Origin of the sequence: Streptomyces adustus (assembly GCF_009377175.1) — a bacterium.
Classification (GTDB): Bacteria; Actinomycetota; Actinomycetes; order Streptomycetales; family Streptomycetaceae; genus Streptomyces; species Streptomyces adustus.
Genome location: NZ_VJZD01000432.1, coordinates 1 through 4,157 on the forward strand (window position 1 = coordinate 1; position 4,157 = coordinate 4,157).

The window sequence follows — 4,157 nt, forward strand, 5'->3', positions numbered from 1 at the left end:
GTCATGTGTCCTCCTGGGGTGGCGCGCTGTAGCGGGCGAGGCCGCCGCGGAAAATGCGCTGCAGCTTGTGGCGGGCGAGTTGGAAGTCGTCGAAGTGGGCGCTGGCGGTCAGCAGGGAGCGATCGCGGCGCGGGGCGCCCTGCAGCCACTGCCAGGCGGTTTTGTCGGCGAGTTCGGAGACGGCCTGGCCCCAGCGTTCGGCAGGTTCGGTCTCGCTGGTGCCGTTGAGGAGGGCGTGGCCGAGTTCCCGCAGGAAGGTGGCGAACGGCTGTGCCAGTTGCGGCCAGTACAGGATCTCCAGCTCGCTGGACTTCTTCTCCTGCTCCTTGCTGAGTTGGCGGTGGAAGTCGGCCGCGTACTGGCGTTCCATGAGCTTCAGCTGTTCGCCGAGGTCGTTGGCCAGGGATACCGCGTAGCCGAGGATGCGGCCGATGCGGGCGCTGTCGGCCCGCATCAGTGCCACCGGCGCGGGGACGGCTTCCTCGTACCAGGCGTAGGTGTCTCCGCCCTGGTCACCGAGCCGCTGTCCGAAGATGCGCAGCGTGTAGACGGTGTCCTCGGGGATGTAGCCGTCCTCGACGAGTTCGGCGATGTGATCCAGTGCGGCCGGCCGGCGCCGGTCCGGCTCCTGCGCGGGCAGCGGTCCCTTCGCGTAGCGGGTCGCGCGCCAGCTGTTCCACCAGCGTTTGTCCGAGGACAGCAGCAGCTCCTGGCTGTGGCGCCACACACCGCGCAGTTCGTCCAGGGTGACCGCCCTGAACTCGCCCTGCTTGCCGCCGCGCAGCCACGGGCGCCGGTAGGCCGCCATGGCCTCCCACTCGAGGAGGTCGCCCTCCAGCCGTGTGCCCGGGGTGAGTACGACCCCGTCCACCTGCGGGATGCCGGAGGACGGGGTGAGTACGACCCCGTCCACCTGCGGGATGCCGGAGGACGGGGTGAGTACGACCCCGTCCACCTGCGGGATGCCGGAGGACGGGGTGAGTACGACCCCGTCCACCTGCGGGATGCCGGAGGCTGTCGTGGTGGACAGCAGGATGCGCCGGGACGGCCATGTGAGCAGGTCCGTCCATCCCAGTGGGGTCCGCGCGTCAGGCTCGGGCTCGGGAGGCTGGTCGGCTTCCCACACCGGACGGTCCCGCCCCGTGGTGCGCGCGGGCAGTTCGTCGTCCGGCTGGTAGCGCTGCATGTTCAGCAGCAGGGTCTCGTGCAGGCTCCCGCCCTCGACCAGTACACAGCCGAAGCGATTGCCCAGGCCGCCTTCGGCGGTGCGTTCCTTGCGGTAGGGCTGCTTCGTTCCGGAGGTGTCGTAGGCCTGGACGGTCACGAGCCAGCGGGCCGCCTGCGCCGGCGGCAGGACCGGGCGCTGGTCGGACGTGGTGTGATCGAAGAGAGTCCGGTTGCTGCCTGTGGCCCAGCCGGCCACGAGTTTCGCCGTGCTGCCCGGAGTGTTGTCCAGAGCGGGGCACTGGAAGAACGGCATGTCCGGGTCGAACAGGTCGAAGCGGGACAGCCACTTCTCCTGGTACGCGGCCAGTTCGGCGCCGGGCAGTCCCCCGTCCGCCTTGGCCTGCCACAGCTGCGCCCAGCGAGCAGCGTCCAGCGGCTGGTACACCCGGTGTGCGAGAGCCAGGAGCAGGCGGTGCAGCGCCGCGGTCATGGTCGGTGAAGATCCCACGAGCCGCCGGTAGGAGGCTGCGTCGCGCAGCGCCTGGACCAGGCTGATCTCTTGCCGGGCGCCGTCCAGGCGCACCGCCGGCAGCCACGGCTCGGTCAGCAGATTGAAGCCCACAGTGTGTCGTTCCTCCCCCAACTGTCGTGCAGGAGGCGAGTCTTGCAAACGCCACTGACAATCGAGGCGGGTTCGTCCGGGAATGGATCACTCGCCGGTCAGGTCGGCTGAATCCGTCTGCAGGCCGACACCGGTGCGGTATACGGCAACGGGAGGTACCGGGCCGTGTGGCTCTTCTTCCAGGACGACGGCACGGCAGCATCGCAGCCCCGAACTGCTGCACAACAGCAGCAGCACCGACAGCCCACGCGGCGCGGTGACCGCCTCCACCCGTGCGTCATCGCCCACGGTCGGAAGCAGCAGGTAATCCAGCAGGCTCTGCAGCCTTCCATCGTGGATCGTCCGCTGGTGCGCCCGCGGATCCTCCGAAGGGGCCGGCCGGCGAGCGGTACGAGCAGCGGGGGTGACGGGCTGGCCGCACCGATACGGGCCGGGCTGTGGGCTCGCACCTCAGTGTGTTTCCGCGCTCTCCTCGTTGCCGGGCTTCACGTCACTGCCCGCCGCCGTCGCGCCGGTAGCTGTCCTGTCGGGTACGGTTCGCCCGGGTCGCCCGCGCGGTCAGTTCCCACAGCTGCACATCGTCCCGGGGCTGGGGCAGCCGCACGGCCTCGGCCTTCTCCTCCCGGTCGGCGATCGTGCGCTGCAGCTGCGCGGCCGCCCGCTCCCACTGCCGCTCCCACCCCGGCGGGCAGACGACCGCCTTCTGCGGGCCGTAGACCAGGTCCACCAACTGCTGCACCTCATCCGGACAGCGCACCTGCGTACGCCCCCGCAACACCGCCCAGGTCCGCAACAACACCGCCTCCGCATGCACGTTCGTCGTGTAGCGGGGGAAGGTGACCTTGTTCGCTTCCTCCTCGACGCCGGTCAGAGCCAGCAGCAGGGCTGGCCTGTCGCCGTCGCGCCGGTGCCGCTGGATACGGCCCATTCGCTGGATCAGGCTGTCGATCGGCGCGACGGAGCTGATCATCACGTCGAAGTCCACGTCCAGCCCCTCCTCCAGCAGTTTCGTGCCCACCACGATCGCCCGCTGCGGCCGCATCTGTTCCCGGTGGGCGTCCGGGCGGCCGAACCGTGCCAGGATCTCGGCCTCCGCCTGAGCCCGCTCCGCATCCCCCAGCTGTCCGTGCAGCAAAAACACCTCGGGGCGCTCCTCCTGCGGCAACTCCGCGACGAGCTGGAGGATCTGCTCATAGGCCTCGTCGGCATGCCGCACCAGGTTCTGCACCACGGCCACGCAGCGCCCCTCACCGGCTTGCCGGAGCGCCCACCGGGCACGCTCCGCAAAGCCGACATGCTCCAGCCCTACCACCCGGTCGCTGTTCAACTCCGAGGCCGGCACGTCCACCACCTGCACGGCGTCGCTGCCTGCATCCGCCCACACCACCCGCGGATACACCCCCGGCAGCTCCCCCATCACCTGCCTGCCGGGCTTGCGTCCCTGCGCACCGGCCCGCCAGCTCTCCACCAGAACATGCTGACGTCCCGACGGCAACGTCGCCGAGAGCAGCACGACCGGCACCCGCAGACAGCCCAGCCACCACATCAGCCGGTCCATCAACGTCGACATGTGGACGTCGTAACCGTGCACCTCGTCGAACACGACGACCTTGCCCGACAGTCCCGTCAGACGGACGAAGACATGGCTGGAGCGCAGCGCCGCCATCAGCGCCTGATCCACCGTCCCTACCCCCACCGGCGCCAGCAGCCCGCGTTTGTGGGCGAACCACTCGGCGGCCGCTGCGTCCCCGTCACCGTCACCGTCCACATCGACACCCACCGGGCGCAGTGCTGCAGCCGGATCCACCGCCGTGGCGCGGCCCTTGAGGTATTCACCGGCTGCGGAATGCAGCAACCGCACCGGCACGTCCGCATCCTCCATGAGCTTTTCCACTTCTTCGAAGGCCTGATTGCTCGTCACCCGCGACGGCATCGCCGCATACAGGCCCCGCAGGCCGAACCTGTGCACCATCGCTGCCGCCGCCTGCAACGCGGCCTTCGTCTTCCCCTCCCCCGTCGGAGCCGCCGCCACCACGATCCCCGGCCCCTGCATCGCGGCAACCACCGCCTCGACCGCCACCTGCACCGGACGCGGCCGGTCCTCTTCCGGAAAGAGAGCCGTGAACCCCGTGTCGCCGGGTGGCTGCCACGGCCGCCACGCCAGTTTCCCGATCTTGCGTGCCTCGTCCACCCGCGCCTGCCCGAGGTAAGCGGCAGGATCGACATCCAGGCCCGCGTAGGACTTCTCCGGCCGTGCCGAGGCGATCCAGTCACTCACCGACGTCAACCCCGCCAGCGCCACCACCGCCCCAGGACTCAACCGCACCTCGCTCCACGGCAGCTGTCCCGGCTCCGGCAGCCCCCACAG

At 70.0% G+C, this 4,157-nt stretch carries 2 protein-coding genes; both read right to left on the minus strand.

The window, feature by feature from the left end:
* Nucleotide 1 precedes the first annotated feature (1 nt).
* Nucleotides 2–1,789 carry a type I-E CRISPR-associated protein Cse1/CasA gene (gene casA, locus FNH09_RS45020; RefSeq protein WP_152895655.1) on the minus strand — a complete coding sequence of 596 codons (1,788 nt, stop codon included), beginning with the start codon at nt 1,787–1,789 and terminating at the stop codon, nt 2–4.
* 490 nt (nt 1,790–2,279) lie between these two features.
* Nucleotides 2,280–4,157 (minus strand): CRISPR-associated helicase Cas3' (cas3, locus tag FNH09_RS45030; protein WP_152895657.1); only part of this gene is annotated, 1,878 nt, incomplete at its 5' end.